This window comes from Streptomyces sp. NPDC006372, assembly GCF_040612515.1.
Lineage (GTDB): Bacteria > Actinomycetota > Actinomycetes > Streptomycetales > Streptomycetaceae > Streptomyces.
The window spans coordinates 36,482-56,418 of the sequence record NZ_JBEXQJ010000001.1; the positions used below are offsets into that span (position 1 = coordinate 36,482).

A 19,937-nucleotide genomic window follows, 5' to 3' on the forward strand; every position below is an offset into this window, starting at 1 on the left:
CGCGATGTGTGATGTGCCACCCGGTGGAACCATCGTCACGGTCCGCGACGTTTTTCCAGGTGCACGGGTGGGTGGCCGGTTCTGATCATCCGTGCGCGCGTGACTGATCACCGGGCCCTCCCCTCACGTATTAAGGGGTTCCGAGAGAAAGAAGGCGTGCGTGGACCTGCTCGACATCCTGCTGTTGCTGGTCGTCCTGGCGTATGCGGCGTCCGGGTACCGGCGCGGGCTGGTGGCCGGCTGTGTGTCGCTGGCGGGTTTCGTCGGCGGCGCGGTCGTCGGCGTGTGGGTCCTGCCGTGGGTGATGGACCTGGTGGAGCCGGGGACGACGACGGCGACCCTGACGGCGGTGTTCACGGTGCTGCTCCCGGCGGTGGTGGGGCACGAGCTGGCGGGGCGTCTCGCGCTCAGGCTGCGGCGGGAGCTGGACAGGGGGCCGCTCAGGGTGGCGGACGGGATCGGCGGGGCCGTGGCCAACTCGGTCGCCGTGCTGATCGTGGCGTGGGTGGCCGCGAGCGTCCTGGGCGCGTCCTCGTCGCCGCTGGTCACGTCGGCGATCCGGGACTCACGGCTGCTGGGCGCCGTGCAGCGGACGATGCCGGACACCACGCCGGCGTGGTTCTCGGGGGCCACGTCGGCGCTGACCGAGGCCGGCTTCCCGCAGGTCTTCAACCCGTTCGAGAACGAGTCGACGGCGGAGGTCGCCGAGCCCTCCGGCGACAGTGTCACGGCCGCCGCCACCAACGCCGCCAAGCGGAGCACGGTGAAGGTCGAGGGCATCGCCGGCACCCAGGGCCGCGAGGGCAGCGGCTTCGTGTACGCGCGTGAGCACGTGATGACCAACGCCCACGTGGTGGCCGGCATCGACGAGCCGACCGTGCAGATCGGCGGGGTCGGGCGGACGTACGAGGCGCGGGTGGTGCTCTTCGATCCGCAGAAGGACGTGGCCGTGCTGTACGTGCCCGGCCTCGAGGCGCCCGTGCTGCGCTTCGACGACAACGCCGAGCGCGGCGACTCGGCGGTCGTCGCGGGCTACCCGCAGGACGGCGACCTGAACCTCCAGGCGGCCACGGTGGCGAACCGGGTCCGCGCGACGGGCCAGAACATCTACAACGACGACACCGTCACCCGGGAGATCTACTCGATCCGCTCCACGGTCCGCCCCGGCAACTCCGGAGGCCCCCTCCTGACCACGGACGGCCGGGTGTTCGGCGTGGTCTTCGCCCGCTCCACCTCGGACGCGGAGACGGGCTACGTCCTGACGGCGGCCGAGGTCTCCTCCGACGCGGAGCGCGCGGCGGGCGCGACGTCCCCGGTGGACACGGGAGATCTCGCCCCGTCATGACCGCCGTCAGCCGACCGTCAGAGAGCGCCCCATGAACACGTCGTCGACGTAGGCGCCGTCGAGGAAGAACTCCTCCGGCAGGACTCCCTCCACCACGAAGCCCTCGGACTCGTAGAGCCCTCGGGCCGGCGCGTTGTGCCCGAGCACGCGCAGGGTGATGCGCCGCGCTCCCTGCCGCCGTGCCTCCTCTCCCGCCGCCCGCAGCAGGGCCCGCGCGACGCCGTGTCCGCGGGCCTCCGCCGCGACGGCGAGCCCCCGGATCATCCGTACGTGGGCGTTGCAGGCGAGCGGTGTGGCGGTTCCCAGCCGGAGGTAGCCGGCGACGGTTCCGGCGAGCTCGGCGACGAGCACCTCCCGCGGCGGGTGCTGTTCGTCGAAGAAGGGTCCGTACGGCGGCTCGGGGCGGGGCTGGACGGAGTGCAGCGGCGCCCAGGTCTCGCGGTCGAGCCGCCCCAGGGTCTCCTCGTCGTCGAGCCGTGCGGGGCGTATGTGTGGAGTCGGCATGGCGGCAATCTACGTCGGCGGCAGCCGCTGCCAACGGGGGTTTTACGGTGGCGACCGGCAAGATTGAGTCATGCGACGCATCGCGGTGACCGGCGCCTCCGGTCTCATCGGCAGCGCCCTGGTGCGGTCCCTGACCGCGGACGGGCACGAAGTGGTGCGCCTCGTGCGCCGAACGCCCAGGGCGGCGGACGAGGTCCGGTGGGACCCCGACGGCGGGCGCGTGGACGCGGACGGGCTCGCCGGGTGCCACGCGGTGGTCAACCTCGCGGGGGCCGGGGTCGGCGACCGCCGCTGGACGGACGCCTACAAGCAGCGGATCCGGGACAGCAGGGTGAACGGCACCGCGGCGCTCGCCCGCGCGGTCGCCTCGCTGGACGAGCGGAACCGGCCCCGGGTCTTCGTCAATGGCAGCGCCATCGGCTACTACGGCGAGACCGGGGACCGTGCCGTCGACGAGAGCGCACCGGCGGGCGAGGGCTTCCTGCCCGACCTGTGCGTGGAGTGGGAGGGCGCCGCGGCACCGGCCCAGGAGGCGGGCGTGCGCACGGTGTTCAGCCGGACCGGGCTGGTCGTGTCCCGCCGGGGCGGGGCGTGGGGGCGGCTGTTCCCGCTGTTCCGGGCGGGACTCGGCGGGCGGATGGGGGACGGGCGGCAGTACTGGTCGTTCGTCGCGCTGCACGACGAGGTGGCGGCGATCCGGCATCTCATCGACACCGACGGCCTGTCCGGGCCGTTCAACGTCACCGCCCCCAACCCCCTGACGAACGGTGAGATCACGGCGGCCATGGGGCGCGTGCTGCACCGTCCGACCCTGTTCGCCGTGCCCGCGCCGGTGTTGCGGACCGTGCTCGGCGAGATGTCGGGCGATGTGCTCGGCAGCGCCCGGGTGCTGCCGGCACGACTGCTGGAGTCGGGTTTTCGGTTCGCCTTCCCGGAGATCGAGGGGGCCATCCGGGCGGCCCTGTGAGGGCGTTCGCGCGCACCCCGACCGGTCGTTCTGAGACAGCGCTTCGCGCCGCACACCAGCCCCCTGCGACCACTTCATGCCCACCAGGCGTCCATATGCGACCGCTGTGCGACCGTGCCCTGTCGATGCGCGACTCCCCCTGACCGATCACGGTCCTACCCTCGACCAGAACTCGCGTATCCCTGCGGCCTGTTGAGGGCATGACGTCTCCAGCGCCCGCGCAACCTCGAGGAGGGGCACGTGCTTGAGCCCGCGTACCAGGCGGACGTGGTCGTCGTGGGGGCCGGGGTCGCCGGACTCTCGGCCGCGCACCGGCTGACCGTCGCAGGAGTGACGACCATGGTCCTGGAGGCCGCCCACGGCGTCGGCGGCCGCATGGCGACGGAGAAGGTCGACGGCTTCCGGCTCGACAGGGTCGGCCAGTTGCTGTCCACGGCGTATCCGGAGCTACGGCAGACACCCGGCCTCGACGGACTCGTGCTGCGCCCCTTCGCACCCGGTGTCCTGCTGCACGGCGACGGACGCCACCATCGCGCGGGCCTCCAGCCCGGTGCCGGGGGCGCACGGGGCGCATTGCATGCAGTGCGTGCCCTGGCGAGCGCCCCTCGGCCGCCGTCGGCGCCCCGCCCGCCCAGGAGGCCGGTGGCCGTGCCCGGCCGGCAGGTCTCGGTGCCCCGGAGCCGGTCCGGCGCCCCGCTGGGCACGGCCGTCGACCAGGCCCGTCTGGGAGCCGCGCTGACCCGGCTGGCGGGCACCCCGGCCGAACGGCTGCTGGCCCGCCCGGAACTGCCCGCCGGCGAGGCCCTGGCGGCCCGCGGGCTGCCCGCCCGGACGATCGACGGTTTCCTGCGTCCGCTGCTCGCCGCCCTGTTGTGCGACCCGGACCTGACAACGTCCAGCCGGTGCGCGGACCTGGCGCTGCGCTCCTTCGCGAGCGGGCGGCTGTGTGTGCCGGAGGGCGGCGCGGAGGCCCTGCCGGAGCTGCTGGCGAGCACGCTGCCGCCGGGCTCCGTGCACACCGGCGTGCGCGTCACCTCCGTCTCCACGACCTCGGTGACGACCGCCGAGCACGGCGAGATCCGCTGCCGGGCCGTGCTGGTGGCCACGGACGCCCGGGCGGCGGCCGAGCTGCTGCCCGGGTTGCGGGTGCCGGAGTTCCATCCGGTGACGGTGGTGCACCACACCACGGACGAGCCGCCGGGGACCGGGGCGTCCCTGCTGCTCGACGCGGATCTCGGCGGGCCGGTCGCCCATACGGCCGTGATCAGCCGGGTCGATCCGTCTCGTGCCCCGGCGGGGCGGACGCTGGTGTCCTCGACGGTACTGGGGCGGCCGCCGGGGGATGTCGACACGGCTGTGCGGATGCATCTGGCGCGGCTGTACGGGGTGTCGACGGCTCGGTGGGAGACGTTGGCCGTGCGTCACACGGCCGAGGCGGTGCCGGCGATGCGGCCGCCGCATGATCTGCGGCGGCCGGTGCGGTTGCTGGCCGGGCTGTATGTGTGTGGTGATCACCGGGATACCAGCACGGTGCAAGGGGCTTTGCACTCGGGGCATCGGGCGTCGGCGGCGATCTTGGCGGATCTCGGGGCAGGGCGGTCCATGCATGTCGCCGACCCCGTGCCGACTGTGCCAAGGGCTGCCTAGGTGGTTCGCCGGGTGCGGGCGCGTGGGGGTTGATCGCGCCCACGCGGCGGAGCCGCACATCAGCACAGCCCCGCGCCCCCAAAAAAAGGAAGTCCCTTACCCCAAGGCCGCTACCTTGTCGCGGTAAGTCCGCACCGGGGCCGCGTCCTTGTACGGCTCCAGGCGGCGCTCGAAGTCCCTCACGTACTCCACCGCCCGCACCGAACGCATCTCCGCGGCCTGGCCGGCGGCCTCCGCCGCCAGTTGGCAGGCCTGATCGAGTTCGCCCAGGCCCAGGCGGGCGGTGGCCAGGACCACGCGGCAGAAGAGGCGGCTGCGGGCGTAGGAGGGGGCGCGGAGCTGGAGTGAGCGCTCCGCGTGCTGGGCGGCGGCGCGGAACTGCTGCAGGTCCCGGTGGCAGTGTCCGAACTCGTCGGCGAGCTGGGCCTCGTCGAAGAACCGCGCCCAGTGCGGTACGTCGTCACCGGGCCGGGCCGTCTCCAGGGCGCGCTCGGCCCGGACCAGTGCGGCTGTGCAGGCCCGCACCTCGCCCAGCACCCCGTGCCCGCGCGCCTCGCAGGCGTGCAGCAGTGTCTGGACGACGGGCGGGGCGGAGGTGCCGACGCCCTGCTGTGCCACCCGCGCGAGTTGCACGGCCTCCCGTCCGTGCCCGAGGTAGACGGCCTGCCGGCTCATGGTGACCAGCACGTACGCCCCGTACGCGCGGTCTCCGGCCGCCTGGGCGAGCCGGAGCGCCTGCACGAAGTAGCGCTGGGCGAGTCCGTGCGCGGCGATGTCGTACGACGTCCAGCCCGCGAGCCGGGTCAGGTCGGCGGCGGCGGCGAAGAGGCGGCGGCCGGTCTGCTCGCCGTAGGTGCCGCGCAGCATCGGCTCGCACTCGTGCTCCAGATAGCGCACGAGGGCCTGGCGGGCGTGGCCGCCGCCGTAGGTGTCGTCGAGGGTGCGGAAGAGCTCGCCGACCGAGCGCAGGGCGGAGATGTCGCCGGCGGTCACCCTCTGGCCGGGGCCGCGCTCTGCCTGGGCGCGCTGGCGGGGCAGGCCCTGCTCGGCCGCGGCCGGGGGCCGGAGGGCGGCGCGGCCCTGCGCCGGGATGCGGGCGGCGGCCGGCTCACCGCGGGCCACCTTCTCGTCGGCCCGGCCGATCAGCCAGTCCCGGCTCGGCACGACGAGCCCGGCCGGTGTGAAGGCGATCTTGCGGAGCTCGGCGTGGCTGCCGGAGTCCTTGCGCCACAGCCCGCTGACGATGTCGACGGCCTCCTCGGGGGTGGCGGCGAACTCCAGCCCCGCGTAGACAGGGGCGCAGGCGTCCAGGCCGAGGTCCTGGGCGGTGAGGCGGCGGCCGAGGCGCCGGGTGAAGACCTCGGCGATCAGCGCGGGCGTGGTGCCCCGGGGCTGCTGGCCCCGCAGCCACCGGGTGACGGACGTCTTGTCGTATCTGAGATCGAGGCCGTGTTCGAGACCGAGCTGGTCCACGCGACGGGCGAGACCCGCGTTGGAGAACCCCGCTTCTGCGATGAGCGCGGCGAGCTGTCGGTTGGGGGTGCGCTGCGCGGGTCGTTCCGTCATCTGCGGTGCGGTCTCCTGCCTTCCGGCCTTCGTGATGTTTCGCGATGTGCGCGGATCGCCTGTGAGCAGGCCTTATGCCTTGCTGGACGGCGCGAATGTAGCGGAGAGTAAGCACCCCATCACACATTTTCCCGCACATTCATCCGATCGTGTGAGGATTGCCCCCGGGACTGACGCGTCCGGGCCGGACGTACAGTGGCTTGGGCGCTTCACGTGCCTTACACACCCGTTCGAGGGAGGCGCTTGCCGTGAGTGAGTTGCGGTTCGTCCGCATGGGGTTCGGTGACGAGGCCGTCGAGTACCAGGAGGCGTGGGACGAGCAGCGCCGGGTGCACGCGGCGCGCTTCACGGACGAGGTCCCCGACACCGTTCTGCTGCTGGAGCACCCTCCGGTCTACACGGCGGGACGGCGCACGGCGGACAGCGAGCGGCCCCTCGACGGCACGCCGGTCATCGACGTGGACCGCGGCGGCAAGATCACCTGGCACGGCCCCGGCCAGCTGGTGGGCTACCCCATCCAGAAGCTCCCGCGGCCGGTGGACGTCGTGGCCCACGTACGCCGGCTCGAAGAGGCCCTGATCCGCACGTGCGCGGAGTTCGGCCTGGAGACCACCCGGGTCGAGGGGCGCAGCGGCGTGTGGGTCCTGGGCGACCCGGTCGAACAGCGCCCCGCGCTCGGCGGTTTGTCGCTGGACCTCGACCCCCGTCTGGACGACGAGGAGTTCGACCCTCGTATGAACGGCCCGGAGTACGCGCCCTCCAACGCGGGCCAGCGCCGGGAGGACCGCAAGATCGCCCAGATCGGCATCCGGGTGGCCAAGGGCGTCACGATGCACGGCTTCTCGTTCAACGTGAACCCCGACATGAAGTGGTTCGACCGGATCATCCCCTGTGGCATCCGCGACGCCGGCGTGGCGTCGCTGGCCTACGAGCTCGGCAGGGACGTGACGATCGAGGAGGTCCTGCCGGTGGTGGAGCGCCACCTGCGGGAGGTCCTGGAGAACGCAGAGCTGAAGCCCCGGGAGATCGAGAAGACGCCCGCGGCATAAGTGCGCGCGTGGAGGGGTTAGCGCCCACACGGCATTCAAATCGACGGGCGTACCCTTGAGGGCGCCGAAGAATCAAACGCTAGGGAGCCGGTCGTGTCCGCAGTCGCACCCGACGGACGCAAGATGCTGCGCCTGGAGGTCCGCAACAGCCAGACCCCCATCGAGCGCAAGCCCGAGTGGATCAAGACCCGGGCGAAAATGGGTCCCGAGTACACCAAGATGCAGAACCTCGTGAAGAGCGAGGGCCTGCACACGGTCTGCCAGGAAGCCGGCTGCCCGAACATCTACGAGTGCTGGGAGGACCGCGAGGCGACCTTCCTCATCGGCGGCGACCAGTGCACCCGGCGCTGTGACTTCTGTCAGATCGACACCGGCAAGCCCGAGGCGCTCGACCGTGACGAACCGCGCCGGGTCGGCGAGTCCGTGGTCACCATGGACCTGAACTACGCCACGATCACCGGCGTCGCCCGCGACGACCTGGAGGACGGCGGCGCCTGGCTGTACGCCGAGACCGTGCGCCAGATCCACGAGCAGACCGCGGGGCGTGAGGCAGGCCGCACCAAGGTCGAGCTGCTGGCCCCCGACTTCAACGCCGTCCCGGAGCAGCTGGCGGAGGTCTTCTCCTCCCGCCCCGAGGTCTTCGCGCACAACGTCGAGACGGTCCCGCGGATCTTCAAGCGGATCCGCCCCGGCTTCCGCTACGAGCGCTCCCTGAAGGTGATCACGCAGGCGCGCGACTTCGGCCTGGTCACCAAGTCCAACCTCATCCTCGGCATGGGCGAGACCCGCGAGGAGGTCAGCGACGCGCTGAAGCAGCTGCACGACGCGGGCTGCGAGCTGGTCACCATCACGCAGTACCTGCGCCCCTCCGTGCGCCACCACCCGGTGGAGCGCTGGGTCAAGCCGCACGAGTTCGTGGAGCTGCAGGAGGAGGCCGAGCAGATCGGCTTCTCCGGCGTGATGTCCGGCCCGCTGGTGCGCTCCTCGTACCGCGCGGGGCGGCTCTACAAGATGGCCATGGAGCAGCGGGACGCGCGCATCGCCACCCAGGCCGTCTGACGAACCGTCACCGCCCCTGCCCACCACGGGGCGAGACAAGCGTGTGAATTCGCGCACAAGAGGCTACTCGCAGGTAGCGACCGAATCGACGCGGTCCTGACCGTCCTCGCAGATGAGGGCACATGTCAGGACCGCGTCCGCGTTCCCCCCTCCCCCGCCAGGACTTCATGGGTGTTTGACCGGTCGGTCACGCCCTGGTAACACCAATCAGTGACGCTGAACTCACAGCACGTACACCCGCTCCCGAGGGGGGACCTCACCCATGCAGGCCGCGCCCGTTCGCGCCACCGCGATCCCGTCGTTCACCACCGCCCTGCGTGCAGTCGAGTCGCTGCTGATGAGCAGCGGTCAGCGCACCGCCCGCCGCAACGCCTGGACCTCCGTGCTGGAGGACCGCAGGCGCGCCAAGGACCGGGTCGAGGCGCAGCGCGTCCTCGAACAGTCCGTGTCCGTTTCCGTCCGGCACTGACCTCCGCCCTCCTCCCCCCGCGGGCACCCCGCGGACACTGCCGTCGTAGGCGTTCGTGGGGCCACGTAGACTTCGTGCCATGGCGAGGAAGGAACCTGCAGCGGACGCTGCGAACCCCGGGCGACTGAAGCAGATCGCTCTGACCTACAAGATGACCCGCAAGGCCGACAAGAAGATCGGTCTTGTACTCGCGGCAATCGGAATCGTCACCTTCGGTGTCTTCCTCGCGATCGGTTTCTTGATCGGTCACCCCATCTATCTCGGCATCCTGGGCCTCCTGCTCGCCTTCCTCGCGATGGCGATCGTGTTCGGGCGCCGAGCCGAGCGGGCCGCCTTCGGGCAGATGGAGGGCCAGCCCGGCGCTGCCGCGGCGGTGCTCGACAACATCGGCCGGGGCTGGACGACGACCCCCGCGGTGGCGATGAACCGCAACCAGGACGTGGTGCACCGCGCGGTCGGCAAGGCCGGCATCGTCCTGGTCGCCGAGGGCAACCCGAACCGGGTGAAGTCCCTGCTCGCCGCCGAGAAGAAGAAGATGAACCGCATCGTCGCGGACGTCCCGGTGCACGACCTGCTGGTGGGCACGGGCGAGGGCCAGGTCGAGCTGAAGAAGCTGCGCACGACCATGCTGAAGCTGCCGCGCGTGCTGACCGGCCCGCAGGTCACCTCCACCAACGACCGGCTGCGCGCCCTCGGCGACCTGATGAGCAACATGCCGCTGCCGAAGGGGCCCATGCCGAAGGGCATGCGGATGCCGAGGGGCGGGCCGAACGGCCGCTGACCGCCCGCACACGACATGACCGAGGGGCGCCCGGATCACTCCGGGCGCCCCTCGGTCGTTCGTTCAGCGTCGTTCGTTCAGCGTCGTTCGTTCAGCCGGCCGTCCGGGTCAGATGCGGACCTCGACCGTGCCGGCCAGCCGGTCGTGCAGGCCGCGGCCGTCACGGTCCCAGATCAGGGCGGGGATCGCGAGGAAGAGCAGGACCGTGCGCAGCACCGCGCGCCACGGGCTGACACGGCCGGTGTCCAGGGCGAGCACCCGCAGGCCGAGGAGCCGCTTGCCCGGTGTGAAGCCGACCGTACCGACCGTGAGCACCATCAGCGCGAACATGATGAGCGGCGCCCAGACCTGGGCCGCCTCGTTGTAGCTCTGCGTGATGAGACCGTATGCGATCAGGAGGCTCAGCCCCCAGTCCACGGCGAGTGCGCCGAGCCGCCGGCCCGGGCGGGCGATCGAGCCGGACCCCTCTTCGGGCAGACCGAGCTGCTCGCCCCGGTATCCGAAGTCGACACCGGCCTCTTCCGCGGCCGCGCGGGGCCCGGAAAGCCACGATCCGAGTGCTTGCCTGTTGTCCACCCGTCCACGGTACTGCGCCCGTAAATGACCAGCGCACGTCGGGGTGGGTCCGGGCTACGGTGGGAGGGAGCCGGTTAACTTGTGCGAAACAAATGGGTCACGCCAGAGAAATCACCCGTCCCTAGGGTCTAGGTCAGCGTGTGCCACCCGCACTGGCCGCACGATCGAACTACCACCCCGGCGGGACGGTCGGGAGTAGGAGGAGCTGGATGTTCCAGAACGCCGACGAGGCCAAGAAGTTCATCGCGGACGAGGACGTCAAGTTCATCGACGTCCGCTTCTGCGACCTGCCGGGCGTGATGCAGCACTTCACGATCCCTGCATCGGCCTTCGACCCGGCCGAGGAGCTGGCCTTCGACGGCTCCTCGATCCGCGGCTTCCAGGCCATCCACGAGTCCGACATGGCGCTGCGCGCGGACCTGTCGACCGCCCGGGTCGACCCGTTCCGCCGCGACAAGACGGTCAACATCAACTTCTTCATCCACGACCCGATCACGGGTGAGCAGTACTCCCGTGACCCGCGCAACGTGGCGAAGAAGGCCGAGGCCTACCTCGCGTCGACCGGTATCGCGGACACCGCGTACTTCGGTCCCGAGGCCGAGTTCTACGTCTTCGACTCCGTCCGCTTCGCGACCAGCGCGAACGAGTCCTTCTACCACATCGACTCCGAGGCCGGCGCCTGGAACACCGGCGCCATCGAGAACAACCGTGGTTACAAGGTCCGCTACAAGGGCGGCTACTTCCCGGTCCCGCCGGTCGACCACTTCGCCGACCTGCGTGCCCAGATCTCCCTCGAGCTGGACCGCGCCGGCCTGCAGGTCGAGCGCCAGCACCACGAAGTGGGCACCGCCGGCCAGGCCGAGATCAACTACAAGTTCAACACGCTGCTCGCCGCGGCCGACGACCTGCAGCTCTTCAAGTACATCGTGAAGAACGTGGCGTGGCAGAACGGCAAGACCGCGACCTTCATGCCGAAGCCGATCTTCGGTGACAACGGCTCGGGCATGCACGTCCACCAGTCGCTGTGGACCGGCGGCCAGCCGCTCTTCTACGACGAGGCCGGTTACGCGGGCCTGTCGGACACCGCCCGCTACTACATCGGCGGCATCCTCAAGCACGCCCCGTCGCTGCTGGCCTTCACCAACCCGACGGTGAACTCGTACCACCGTCTGGTGCCGGGCTTCGAGGCGCCGGTCAACCTGGTCTACTCGCAGCGCAACCGCTCCGCGGCCATGCGTATCCCGATCACGGGCTCGAACCCGAAGGCCAAGCGCGTCGAGTTCCGCGCGCCCGACTCCTCCGGCAACCCGTACCTGGCCTTCTCGGCGCTGCTCCTCGCGGGCCTGGACGGCATCAAGAACAAGATCGAGCCGGCCGAGCCGATCGACAAGGACCTCTACGAGCTCGCCCCCGAGGAGCACGCGGGCGTCCCGCAGGTCCCGACCTCGCTCCCGGCCGTTCTCGACCGCCTGGAGGCCGACCACGAGTTCCTGCTCGCGGGCGACGTCTTCACGCCGGACCTGATCGAGACGTGGATCGACTACAAGCGCACGAACGAGATCGCTCCGCTCCAGCTGCGCCCGCACCCGCACGAGTTCGAGCTGTACTTCGACGTGTGATCGACGCGCTACCGACAGCGCCCGAGGGCCGCCACCCGCGAGGGGGGCGGCCCTCCGCCGTTCCGTACCGGGGTCACTGGGCCGACGGCTCGGGTACGCGCCAGACGATCTGGAACCTTTCGACGTCGGGGAGGCCCGGCGGGCCCACCGGGCTGATCGACTTGATGAGGTAGCCGAAGATCATGTGATGCGCCTCCTCCGAAACCTCGTCCCAGGTGTCCGGAGTCACGATCATCACCTCGCGCATGAGGCTCACGTCCGACTCGGACTCCAGCAGCTCGGCCCGGTCGTCGCGGTCCATCGTCTCGTCGGTGCGCATCGCGCGGATGGAATCCGCGAGGAGGTTGGGCTCGTCACGGAGGCGCCGGAGGATCTCCTGGCAGCCGTACCGGAACGCCGCGAACGCCTGCGCGGCCTCGAAGCTCGGATCCTGGTAACCGTACGGCGCACCGCCCTCGGCCCCCACGTAGTCGCCCTTCAGATTGCGCAGCAGAGCTCGCAGCGCGAACTCGGCTCCGCTCTCCTCGATGAGCCGCACGCCCACGCGAACCCATTCGTCCTCCGACAGCACCGGCTCGTGCGGAGCCGCGAGTGAGGGATGGATCTCGATCGCGTTGAACGGGTTGATCAACATGCCGGCGACCTGCTCGGGTGTCCACCGGCCGTCCTCACCGCCCCAGCCGCCGAGAACCAGTTCTCTCGCGGACTTCAGCGCCCCTGCCTCGCCCTCGCCGATCATGCGCCACAGTGGAAGGAACCGGGCCACCTCCTCCTGCGGGTCACGGGGCGGTGTGCACTGTTCGGCCAGCACGGCGACGATCGTGTGAACGGTCTCCCAGCGAGGAACGCGCAGGCCCTTGAGAAGGGTCCGGACTCCCTCATGGCTGACGCTGTCCGGGAGATCGTCCCGATTCTCGGTGAGTGCGCTCACCCGTCGCACACTCGGCCGGCCCGCTGCCCGGTGCAGCTCTTGGAGGGCTTCGACCAACTCCCGGTGTGCTCCGACCGGTTGGACGGACGATGTTGTGGCCACCGTGGGTAACCTGCCTTCCGGAGCGTCGTCAAGTTTCGCCAAATCATAGGATCCGCAGGCCAGATGGCATGTCAGTTTTTGCCAATTAGAGCTGTGACTGTCAAACGAGGGATCGGGCCGAGCACCATGTAAGGCAGCGCCGATGGGGGTCGGCGCCTTCGTCCGAGGAGCTGCCGACCATGCACATCCCCTCCTACGCCCATGCCACCATTCGCACCGCGCTGCCGGCCGTGCCCACCTCCCGGCAGGTGGGTGGCCTGGCATGCTGCCTGTGTGCCGGGCTGTTCGGCAAGGAACTCGCGCCCGTGCCGCTGGGCCCGGGGATGACGTCCGGGCCGTACGGCTGCCGGCCCTGTCTGACCCGTCTGGTGGCGCGAGCGCGGCGGACGCGAGACGCGGCACGCGTGCAGGACGCCGAGCGGGCGCAGGCGGAGGCGGTCGCCTGGGCACGGACGCGGGAACGGTACGTGGCCGGCGTCGAGCGCGTACGCGAGGCCGCTGAAGCCGTGGCCCGGCTCGCCGGGGACGAGGACATCGAGCCGCTGCGGATCGCCTGGCTTCTGGTGTCGCTGGAGTCGGCACACGCCTGGGCGACGGACGACAAGCCCGAGCCGCCGGCCGCCATTGATGCGGACAGCGCACTGCGGGAAGCCGAGTTCCGGCTGCTTCTGGAGATGACCTCGGCGAGGGAGACGGTGGCGGACCGGCTGGCCTACCACGTGATCAACCAGGCCGCGCCGGAGGAGCCGGAGGTGTGCGCGGAGTTGGAGTGCCCGGAGGACTGCTCGGGGCGGCACGACACCGAGCACATCGACTGCGGTCCGGACGCCGTGTTCGAGGATTTGGCCGAGTATGGAGTCGTAGTGGAGCGCGCAGCCCCCGCCCATGCGTACGACGGGGAACAGGCGCCCTCCGCGACGCCCGAGCGGCAGGCCCTCGACATGAGCGAACTCCTCGGCGTGCTGGCGCACTTCGGTATCGACCCGGACGACACGGAGACGCTCGTCAGCGTCGCAGCGGTCGGTCTCGTGGCCGATGCATGGCGGAACGGCCCGCTGGACGAGATCCACGTCGCCGCCGGCGGGCCGAGCGACGGGGAGGTCTTCGCGCAGAGCGTCGATCTCTACCGCAGGGCCCGGGCCGCGCTCGTCGCGGCGCGGGAGAACGGCCCCGAGGCACTGCTCGCCTTCCAGGCTGTCGCCGCGGACGTGGACCTGCCGTGGGCGGGCGGGTCGCGCTTCACGCTGCGGGCGAGTGGTGAGCCGACGGCAGAGTTCTCACGGCACGTCGACGACCGGGTCTGGTTCACCGCGAAGGTCATGCGCGAACAGGGGTGGCGGGCGGCGTTGCTGCACAGAGCCGCGCCGGCCGTGTTCAGGGACCCGGGCCACTTCGGCATGCCGGGTTGGCCCGCGGCCGTCGCCTCGGCGATGGAGCGGCTCACCGCACTGGACCGGTCCGACGCCCCTGATGCGCTCGGCGACCTCGCTGCTGTGGAGGCCGCCCTGCTCGAAGCGCCCGACCGGCTGGGCACGGCCGCGCTGGACTGGATCGCCGCCCGTTCTCTGTTCGGCTGAGGGGCGCTCCATGGAATGGGACGACGTCACCCTGGCGATCCTCGCCGCGTGCGGCTGCGTGACACTGCTGTTGTCGCAGGTCAGCGAAGTGCTGGGGCGGTTGCCACAGATCATCCGGGCCTGGCGTGAGGTGCGCCGGGAGCTCAGCGGCGGTAGCGGTACGTCCGATGAATCCGGCTTCACAGACGGCCAGTCGTCGGGGGAGGATTGTCCCTGACACTGTTGTTCGAGAGAGGTAACGGGGATGCCTGAGCAGGACGACAACCAGCGCGAGTTCGACCTCAGATGGGCGGACCGGGCCGAACACAAGGAGCCCTCGGCACGGGCCCGTATGCTCGCCGCCCGCTGGAAGCACAATCCGCCCGGGCCCGTCCCCTTCCGGCCTGACCCCGACCACAGATCCTCCGGCCGCCGCTCCCGGTCGTCCTTAATCTCCACGGCCATCGTCCTCGGCAGCGTCGCGGCGGTGATCCTGCTCCTCGGGTACATCAACTTCCGGGCGCCGTACTAGGGGGCCGGATAATCGCGCGACCGGCCGCGGCTGTTCGCCCTACTATCCCCGAAACGGCAGGTCAAGCGGGGGCGGGGATGGACGAGGATCTCCTGAGCGGTGAAGCGGCTGCGGCACGGCTGGCTCGCGGAGTGCTGCTCGACGAAGTTCTGGACATGGCAGATCCGGGTGCGTGGACCGCCTTGGACATCGGTGTGAGGACCTGGGCGTGGTACCGGCCCGGGGAACTGCCGGACACGGCCTGGGTCGACGCCCGGGGCCACGCCCCGGAGTCGACGGGCACCGCAGGCCGCGGTCTCCTCCGGCTCGCCCGGCGGCGGCCCGAGCCCGGCGCCGAGCCCGGCGACACCGAGGTGGCGCTCGAGCCGCGACTCGCGCTCGCCCTCTGCCACCCGGACGGCCGGACCCGCGAGGCGGCCCTCGCCCGGGCCGCGGAATATCCGGCTCTCTTGCCCCTGATCGTCATACGCGCCGCCGACTGGGCCGCCCCGGTGCGCGACAGGGCACGGGAACTGCTGCGGACACGGCTCGACGTGGAGACCGCCGTCTCCCTCGCGCCCCTGGTCCTGCGGATCGGCCGCCGCGACCGGGGCGCGTACGGCGTCGAGCTGCTCGCCGAAGTGCTCCGCCAGGCATCGCCGCGTGGGCGGCTCGCCTCCCTGTTCGTCCACCCCGACCGCGGAGTGCGGCGGTTCGCGTACCGGCTTGCCTGCGAGGAGGGCCTGCTGTCCCCAGGGCGACTGGCTCGCACGGCCGCCTGGGACGACGACGTCGTCGTCCAGACCCTGTGTGCCGAGGCCGCACTGGCCGCAGTGCGGGAGGACTGCGACCACGACGACGTGCTCGAACCGCTGCTCGCGGCCCGTAACCCGCGTGCCCGTTCCGCCGGCGTCACCGCTCTGCGGCGGGCCGGCCGGACCGAACGGGCCCCGGAGTTCCTGGGCGACCGGTCGGCCCTGGTGCGGGCTTGTGCACGGTATGTCGTACGGCAGTCCGGGGCGGAGCCGCTCCCCCTTTACCGGGACCTGTGCGCCGACGCGAGCGACCCGGCCCTGCCTCCCGGTGCGGCGATCGGACTGGCGGAGTGCGGGGAGCGCGCGGACGCCGAGCTGCTGTACCCGCTGCTCACGCACCCTGCGCCGTCGGTGCGGGCCCGGGCGGTAGCCGGGTTGCGCACGCTGGAGGTGACCGACGTGGAGCGGCTGCGACCCCTGCTCGACGACCCCGCACCCGCCGTCGTACGGGAGACCACTGCCGCTCTGCTGCCCTCCGCGGCCCTGTTGCCCGAGGCGTACCTGACGCGGCGCCTCGCGCGGGAATCGCCCCGGCACGTGCGTATCGCCGCGTTCCGGCTGCTGGAGGCACAGGGTGGGATCGTGCGGCTGCGGGCCGCGGTCGGGCTGTTGGGCGACACCGACGGGAAACTGCGTACTCGGGCGGCGCAGTCGGCGGGGGCCTGGTACCCGGCGGCGGTGCGTGCCGACGCCGAGGGCGGTCAGCTGCTGGAACGGGCCCGGCGACTGCTCGAGAGCGGCTGCTAGCGTCCGGCCCCGTGAGCGACAGTGTGTACGTGGGCAACGCCGGTGCGGATGCCGCGTTGGACCGGGGATGGATACTCGGGCACTTCAAGGGCGTCGGGGATCCGCGGCGCAGTGAGGATGTCGAGGTCAAGTGGGGGGTTCATCCCCGGGGGGATGAGCGTGCCGCGTGGGTGCGGGGGGAGGGGCGGACCGCGCTGCTGGTGCTGATCAGTGGGCGGTTCCGGGTGGAGCTGCCCGGGCGCAGTGTGCTGCTGGAGCGGCAGGGGGACTACGTCGTGTGGGGGCGTGGAGTCGATCACTCCTGGTTCGCGGAGGAGGAGTCGGTGGTGCTGACCGTTCGATGGCCGTCCGTGCCCGGATACGCGGTGGGCGGGGAGCCGGTCACGCCGTAGCGCTCCTTTGCTCGTCCTGGGGGCGAGCGCGACCCGTTCATGGGTGGCGGCGGGTGCACACTGGCAGTGGGACGAGTGCCTGACTGCGGGGTGATGCAGATGCAGAGCCGCTTCCGGAGCGACCGGCGATTGACCACCCGGATGGGGATCACGCTGTTTCTGCTCGGGTTGTTGTACGTGGGCTTCGTCGCCGCGCTGATCGTGGTGCTGAAGTCGTGGGTGCTGGTCGTGGTGGTCGCGGCGGGGCTGCTGGGCGCTCAGTACTGGTTCTCGGACCGCGTGGCGCTGTTCGCGATGCGCGGGCGGGTCGTGGAGCGGGAGGAGTATCCCGAGCTGCACAGCGTGATCGACCGGCTGTGTGCCATCGCCGACATGCCCAAGCCGGTGGTCGCCGTGTCCGCTATGGACATGCCGAACGCGTTCGCGACCGGGCGAAATCCCGATCATGCCGTGGTCTGTGTGACGACCGGGCTGCTCCGGCGGCTGGAGCCCGCCGAGCTGGAGGGCGTGCTCGCGCACGAGCTGTCACACGTGGCGCACAAGGACGTCGCCGTGATCACGGTCGCGTCGTTCCTGGGCGTGATCGCGGGGCTGATCGTGCGGTTCGCCTTCTACTCCCAGGTGTTCGGCGGGGCCAGGAGGGATCAGAACGCGGCTGCCGTCTTCGCCGTCGTGATGGGTGTGTCGGCGGCCGTGTACGCGATCAGCTTTCTGCTGATCCGGGCCCTGTCCCGGTACCGGGAGCTGGCGGCGGACCGGGCGGCGGCGCTGCTCACCGGCCGGCCCTCGGCACTGGCCTCCGCGCTGACCAAGGTGTCGGGGGACATCGCCCGCATCCCCACGGACGACCTGCGCACCGCGCAGGCCTTCAACGCCTTCTACTTCACTCCGGCGCTGGGCAGCGAGCCCGGTGTCGTGCGGCTCTTCTCGACCCACCCGAGCCTGGAGCAGCGGCTCGACCAGCTGGGCCGGATCTCCGCCGAGCTGGGCGAGGCGGCGACACCCGGAGGGGTGTGAGCGAATGGGGCTGCTGGACATTCTGCTCGGCAGGACGAAGCCGGTCGCGCCGGATCTCGACCGGCTCTTCGCCCTTCCGTCGGCGGCCGTGACGCTGGAGGCCGCCGCGGGCTTCACCCCGACCGGTCAGGGCGCGGTCTGCTTCGCCACGGTCGAGGGTGCGGCCTTCGAGCAGACCCACCGCGAGGTGCAGGCGCTGCTGGACGCGGACACCGACCGCGACGGCCCGCCGGTGGAGCTCCGGCAGGACGACTACGGCTACTCCTGGCTGGTCTCGCACCGCGCCCCCGGCCGGCTTCCCGAGCTCGTGAACGACCTGCACGCCGTCAACAGTCAGATGGAGGTCAACGGGTTCGGTCCCCAACTGCTGTGCTCCCTGGCCGGGTTCCGGGACCGGTCGGGCCGGCGGCTCGCGCTGGTCTACCTCTACAAGCGCGGCACGTTCTACGCGTTCGCGCCCCTGCCGGGCAGGGCGCAGCGGCGCGACAACGCGCTGGAACTGCAGGTGCGGGCCGTGCTCGGTGACGATCTGCGCATCGAGCAGGACCTGAGCCGCTGGTTCCCGGTCTGGGGAGCCCCGGGCCTGTGATCACGGTTCAGGGTGCCGCCCCGCGTGAGTGAATGGCCGTATGAGCGAGCTGATCCCCTTCACGCATGCCGTCGACGGAGAACGCCTCAGCGGGTGGTACGGCGGCGCTCCTGCCGGTGAGCCGGCGAGAGCGACCGCCGTCCTGCTGCACGGCGCGGGCAGCGGCAGCAAGGAACGGCTGGTGCCGCTGCTCTCGGAGTTCGCCGCGCATGGTTGCCGCGCCCTCGCCTTCGACTTCTCCGGGCACGGCGAGAGCACCGGCCGGCTGCGCGAGCTGAGCCTGCGCCGCCGTTTCGAACAGGCCGTCTCCGTCATCGACGCGCACGCGCGCGGGGACGAGCCGCTGGTCCTGGTCGGGTTCAGCATGAGCGGCCAGACGGTGGCCGACCTCGTACGGCACTACGGGGAGCGGGTCGAGGCGCTGGGCCTGTGTGCGCCCGCGGTGTACGCGGCGGAGGCCTGGGAGGTGCCGTTCGGCGCGGGCGACGGGCGGTTCAGCGAGATCATCCGGCGGCCGGGCAGCTGGCGGGGGTCGCCCGCGCTCGACGTACTGCGGGCGTACGAGGGGCGGGCCGTGCTCGCGGTGCCGGGCACGGACGAGGTCATCCCGCCCGCCGTGACGGAGGCCGTCTCGGAGGCGCTGGCCCGGCGTGCACAGTTCACCCACTGGGAGCTTCCCGAGGCGGAGCACCGGCTGGGTCTGTGGTTCCGCGACCATCCCGAGGACGGACGGGAGTTCGTCGGCGCGGTACTGACCGGGCTCGGCGAGCGGGGCTGGACGGCGACCCGCGCGTGGGTGGCCAAGCAGCTCCCGGAGGGGCGTACCGTCGACAAGTCGACGTTCCTGTCGGGTGGTTGGAGCGCCCAGATGCGGCGGCTCACCCTGGACGACGGCACCGCTCTCGCCCTGCGGACCTTCGTGAAGCCCTTCTTCCGGCGGCACGCACCCGGGCTGCTGGCCCGCGAGGCGGAGATGTTCACCCTGCTGGCCGGGGAGGACGGTGTGCCGGCTCCCGGGCTGGTCGGTGTGGACGCGACCGCCGAGCACTGCGACCACCCGTCCCTGCTGATGTCCCTGCTGCCGGGGCGGGTCCGGGTCGACGAGGAGGACCTGGACCGCCGGGTGGACCTGCTGGCGGCCCAGTTGGCCCGGATCCATCGGGTGGTTCCCGGGGTGCGGCCCCGTGCCTACCAGGCGTGGACCTCTCCCGAGCGGGTGCGCGCCCCGGAGGGGGCGATGTGGGAGCGGGCGGTGGACGTGATCCGCCGGGATCCGCCGGCGTACGAGGGCTGCTTCCTGCACCGGGACTTCCACCCCGGGAACGTGCTGTTCACGGGCTCGGGGGACGGTCTGCTGATCAGCGGTGTCGTCGACTGGGTGGAGACCTCGTGGGGACCCGCCGATCTGGACGTCGCCCACTGCTCGACGGGACTCGCACTGCTGCACGGGCCGGAGCACGGCCTCCGTTTCCGGGAGCGCTACGAGGCGCACGGCGGGCGCCCGCTCTCCGACGGGCCGGACCATCTGTACTGGCGGCTGCTCGACACGCTGGCCTACGTCCCCGACGCGGCGAAACTGGCGGGCCCCTGGCGGGAGCTGGGCCGCACCGATCTGACGCCCGAGGTGCTGGCCGGGCGGCTGGAGGCGTATGTGGCGGAGCTGCTGGAGCGGTACGCCTGAGCGACGGCTGGGGG

The 19,937-nt window shown here is 71.5% G+C and carries 20 protein-coding genes; 16 read left to right on the forward strand and 4 right to left on the reverse strand.

Features of this window, described 5'->3' with window-relative positions:
- Window positions 1-160 precede the first annotated feature (160 nt).
- The gene (locus tag ABZ016_RS00170) at window positions 161-1,345 is read left to right on the forward strand and encodes a MarP family serine protease (protein ID WP_356914247.1); all 1,185 of its coding nucleotides are present in this window, start codon (window positions 161-163) and stop codon (window positions 1,343-1,345) included.
- Window positions 1,346-1,351: 6 nt separating this feature from the next.
- Here the strand turns inward: ABZ016_RS00170 and ABZ016_RS00175 are convergent, their stop codons facing one another.
- On the reverse strand, window positions 1,352-1,849 hold the full coding sequence (locus tag ABZ016_RS00175; protein WP_356914248.1) for a GNAT family N-acetyltransferase: 498 nt from the start codon (window positions 1,847-1,849) through the stop codon (window positions 1,352-1,354).
- Between the two features lie 70 nt (window positions 1,850-1,919).
- Between ABZ016_RS00175 and ABZ016_RS00180 the strand changes: the two genes are divergently transcribed.
- On the forward strand, window positions 1,920-2,816 hold the full coding sequence (locus ABZ016_RS00180) for a TIGR01777 family oxidoreductase (RefSeq protein ID WP_356914249.1): 897 nt from the start codon (window positions 1,920-1,922) through the stop codon (window positions 2,814-2,816).
- A 240-nt stretch (window positions 2,817-3,056) separates the two neighbouring features.
- Entirely contained in the window at window positions 3,057-4,463 is a 1,407-nt protein-coding gene (locus tag ABZ016_RS00185) for an NAD(P)/FAD-dependent oxidoreductase (RefSeq protein ID WP_356914250.1), read from the forward strand.
- Window positions 4,464-4,559: 96 nt separating this feature from the next.
- On the opposite strand, the gene ABZ016_RS00190 is transcribed toward ABZ016_RS00185, so the two are convergent.
- Window positions 4,560-6,029 (reverse strand): regulator, encoded by a 1,470-nt coding sequence (locus tag ABZ016_RS00190; protein WP_356914251.1) that lies wholly within the window; start codon window positions 6,027-6,029, stop codon window positions 4,560-4,562.
- Between the two features lie 248 nt (window positions 6,030-6,277).
- On the opposite strand from ABZ016_RS00190, the gene lipB reads away from it, so the two are divergent.
- The 4 genes from lipB to ABZ016_RS00210 all read left to right on the forward strand — a co-directional run bounded on the left by lipB (window position 6,278) and on the right by ABZ016_RS00210 (window position 9,387).
- Window positions 6,278-7,078 (forward strand): lipoyl(octanoyl) transferase LipB, encoded by an 801-nt coding sequence (gene lipB / locus ABZ016_RS00195; protein ID WP_356914252.1) that lies wholly within the window; start codon window positions 6,278-6,280, stop codon window positions 7,076-7,078.
- A gap of 93 nt (window positions 7,079-7,171) precedes the next feature.
- Window positions 7,172-8,137, forward strand: a complete 966-nt coding sequence (gene lipA / locus ABZ016_RS00200; RefSeq protein ID WP_356914253.1) for a lipoyl synthase — start codon at window positions 7,172-7,174, stop codon at window positions 8,135-8,137.
- 262 nt (window positions 8,138-8,399) lie between these two features.
- On the forward strand, window positions 8,400-8,606 hold the full coding sequence (locus ABZ016_RS00205) for a hypothetical protein (RefSeq protein ID WP_345659245.1): 207 nt from the start codon (window positions 8,400-8,402) through the stop codon (window positions 8,604-8,606).
- Between the two features lie 79 nt (window positions 8,607-8,685).
- Window positions 8,686-9,387: a DUF4191 domain-containing protein gene (locus ABZ016_RS00210; protein ID WP_356914254.1), complete on the forward strand. Its 702-nt coding sequence runs from the start codon at window positions 8,686-8,688 to the stop codon at window positions 9,385-9,387.
- A 108-nt stretch (window positions 9,388-9,495) separates the two neighbouring features.
- Here ABZ016_RS00210 and ABZ016_RS00215 read toward each other — a convergent pair whose 3' ends face one another.
- A complete protein-coding gene (locus tag ABZ016_RS00215) occupies window positions 9,496-9,963 on the reverse strand; it encodes an RDD family protein (RefSeq protein WP_356914255.1) in 468 nt (155 codons plus the stop codon).
- A gap of 209 nt (window positions 9,964-10,172) precedes the next feature.
- Between ABZ016_RS00215 and glnA the strand changes: the two genes are divergently transcribed.
- Entirely contained in the window at window positions 10,173-11,582 is a 1,410-nt protein-coding gene (gene glnA / locus ABZ016_RS00220; protein ID WP_356914256.1) for a type I glutamate--ammonia ligase, read from the forward strand.
- Between the two features lie 73 nt (window positions 11,583-11,655).
- Here the strand turns inward: glnA and ABZ016_RS00225 are convergent, their stop codons facing one another.
- On the reverse strand, window positions 11,656-12,513 hold the full coding sequence (locus tag ABZ016_RS00225; RefSeq protein ID WP_356914257.1) for a hypothetical protein: 858 nt from the start codon (window positions 12,511-12,513) through the stop codon (window positions 11,656-11,658).
- 281 nt (window positions 12,514-12,794) lie between these two features.
- On the opposite strand from ABZ016_RS00225, the gene ABZ016_RS00230 reads away from it, so the two are divergent.
- The 8 genes from ABZ016_RS00230 to ABZ016_RS00265 all read left to right on the forward strand — a co-directional run bounded on the left by ABZ016_RS00230 (window position 12,795) and on the right by ABZ016_RS00265 (window position 19,923).
- Window positions 12,795-14,192: a hypothetical protein gene (locus ABZ016_RS00230; RefSeq protein WP_356914258.1), complete on the forward strand. Its 1,398-nt coding sequence runs from the start codon at window positions 12,795-12,797 to the stop codon at window positions 14,190-14,192.
- A gap of 10 nt (window positions 14,193-14,202) precedes the next feature.
- Window positions 14,203-14,409 carry a hypothetical protein gene (locus ABZ016_RS00235; protein WP_356914259.1) on the forward strand — a complete coding sequence of 69 codons (207 nt, stop codon included), beginning with the start codon at window positions 14,203-14,205 and terminating at the stop codon, window positions 14,407-14,409.
- A 27-nt stretch (window positions 14,410-14,436) separates the two neighbouring features.
- Window positions 14,437-14,703 carry a hypothetical protein gene (locus tag ABZ016_RS00240; protein ID WP_356914260.1) on the forward strand — a complete coding sequence of 89 codons (267 nt, stop codon included), beginning with the start codon at window positions 14,437-14,439 and terminating at the stop codon, window positions 14,701-14,703.
- Window positions 14,704-14,780: 77 nt separating this feature from the next.
- Entirely contained in the window at window positions 14,781-16,244 is a 1,464-nt protein-coding gene (locus tag ABZ016_RS00245) for a hypothetical protein (protein WP_356914261.1), read from the forward strand.
- Between the two features lie 11 nt (window positions 16,245-16,255).
- Window positions 16,256-16,636, forward strand: a complete 381-nt coding sequence (locus ABZ016_RS00250; protein ID WP_356914262.1) for a signal peptidase I — start codon at window positions 16,256-16,258, stop codon at window positions 16,634-16,636.
- A gap of 99 nt (window positions 16,637-16,735) precedes the next feature.
- Window positions 16,736-17,653, forward strand: a complete 918-nt coding sequence (gene htpX, locus ABZ016_RS00255; protein ID WP_356914263.1) for a zinc metalloprotease HtpX — start codon at window positions 16,736-16,738, stop codon at window positions 17,651-17,653.
- 4 nt (window positions 17,654-17,657) lie between these two features.
- A complete protein-coding gene (locus ABZ016_RS00260) occupies window positions 17,658-18,242 on the forward strand; it encodes a hypothetical protein (RefSeq protein WP_356914264.1) in 585 nt (194 codons plus the stop codon).
- A gap of 40 nt (window positions 18,243-18,282) precedes the next feature.
- Window positions 18,283-19,923 (forward strand): alpha/beta fold hydrolase, encoded by a 1,641-nt coding sequence (locus ABZ016_RS00265; protein ID WP_356914265.1) that lies wholly within the window; start codon window positions 18,283-18,285, stop codon window positions 19,921-19,923.
- Window positions 19,924-19,937: the final 14 nt, after the last annotated feature.